Raw genomic sequence first — 2020 nt, forward strand, 5'->3', positions numbered from 1 at the left:
CCACGGAACGAAGTGTGCGACCTGAACTGGTCAGATGAAACGGGACTCCCAGTCCCCTAGGGATTTTCACCCCTAGCCCTCGTGGAAAGGACTCAGTGAGTCCGGTCACGGCCTAGTAGGTAACGAAACAGCCGGAATGCAGACCCCAAAAGTAGCCAAAACTGCTAGGGATTAAGCGGTGAGGAGCAAGAGGGAAGAGGTGGAAGGTTGAACATAGTCCATAGCTACTGATTAAACTACGTGATACGTGAAACAGCCAAATTATCCCTGACAGGCTGTAGCCAAAAACGGCAAAGAAGGTAGTTCTGAATGGTACTTCGTTATTCAGAAGTGAAAACAAAACCCTTCCGTAGAATAGGTAGTCAACCTAACCACATCAATAACTTCAAATGACGCAACAGGGTAAGCCCTACAGAGTCTTAAGGGAGGTCGAAACCTTAAGTAGGTCTGAGGCAACAAAGACGGAAATCTCTGGAGGGTAGAAGATGAGGGAAAAAGCGAACGCTGCCCTGTAATGGGGTAGATAGGGGTTCAAAATTTGCCCCCGAACGAAAGTAATAGCAGACTTCCCTTGGGTCTTACACGAAAGAAACAATGACACAAGAAACCTCAAACGGAGTCATAAGTTAGATGTCAAGAACAATCTTGATAAATGGAGATAACGGACAACTTAAGGACTGGTCACAGGTGAACTGGAAGAAAATCCGAAAGAATGTCAGGAATCTAAGACAAAGAATCTTTCGTGCCAGAAAACTTGGTCAGTGGAAGCAATTGAGAAGATTGCAGAAATTGATGATAAAAAGCCGTTCAAACCTACTGCTTAGTGTCAGACAAATTACTCAGGTTAACACCGGAAAGCAAACGGCAGGGATAGACAAGGAGGTAATAAACACCCCTGCACAGCGAGTAAAACTTGTCAATGAGTGGAAAATGCCAAAAGCATCACCCACAAAACGGGTGTACATACCCAAATCAAATGGTAAGAAACGTCCTTTAGGCATCCCAACCATAAAGGATAGAGTCGCACAAGCAATAGTCAAAAATTCATTAGAACCAGAATGGGAAGCAGTGTTTGAAGCCAACTCTTATGGCTTCAGACCCGGTAGAAACTGCCAAGACGCCATAGGACAATGTTGGATTAGACTCAACACAAGTCCCACTTGCGGCGGACACAAATGGGTTCTAGACGCTGACATCAAAGGGTTCTTTGATAACATTGCCCATGAAACCATTATGGAAATGATAGGTTTTGTTCCACGTGGAAAACTTATCAAGGACTGGCTAGAAGCTGGGTTTATCGATGAAGGTAAATACAACCCCACAGAGACAGGTACACCTCAAGGTGGTGTCATAAGTCCACTATTAGCAAATATTGGATTGCATGGGTTAGAAACAGTCATTAAACAAGCTAACCCAAAGCTAGGCATCATTCGGTATGCAGACGACTTTGTTGTTACATCAAAGGACAAAGAATCGCTTGAAAATGCACTTACCCAGAGCGAGCAATGGTTATCAGAAAGAGGACTAAAAATCAGCGATGAGAAAACAAAAATGGTTCACATTGATGATGGATTCAATTTCTTGGGGTTCAACATACGCCAATACAATGGCAAATGTTTAATTAAACCCCAGAAAGAAAAAGTATTGGCATTCTGTAAAAAGATAGGACAGACTCTATCCGAAATGAAAGCCAACACACAAGAACAAGTCATCAATAGAATAAACCCACTTCTCAGAGGTTTTGCGAACTACTACAGAGGTGTGGTTAGCAAAGAAACCTTTAGCTACATCAATTATCGAGTGTGGCAATACCTCTGGCGTTGGTCTCTAAGACGGCATCCCAACAAACCAAAAAAATGGGTGAAAAATCGCTACTTTAAGCGATATAGAGGAGTTGATTGGATGTTCATGTGTCAGGGAACTGGTAGAAAAGGCAAGGAAAAATCCGAAATCTTATACGACATCAGCAAAACCCCAATTGTCAGGCACATCAAAGTCAAAGGTCAGGCAAGTCCAGACG

Annotated in this window: 1 protein-coding gene; it reads left to right on the forward strand. The window is 43.2% G+C overall.

The window, feature by feature from the left end:
- Positions 1 to 630 precede the first annotated feature (630 nt).
- On the forward strand, positions 631 to 2020 hold a 1390-nt coding region (gene ltrA / locus AM228_RS28715; RefSeq protein ID WP_054470468.1), incomplete at its 3' end, for a group II intron reverse transcriptase/maturase.

Origin of the sequence: Planktothricoides sp. SR001 (assembly GCF_001276715.1) — a bacterium.
Taxonomy (GTDB): Bacteria; Cyanobacteriota; Cyanobacteriia; order Cyanobacteriales; family Laspinemataceae; genus Planktothricoides; species Planktothricoides raciborskii.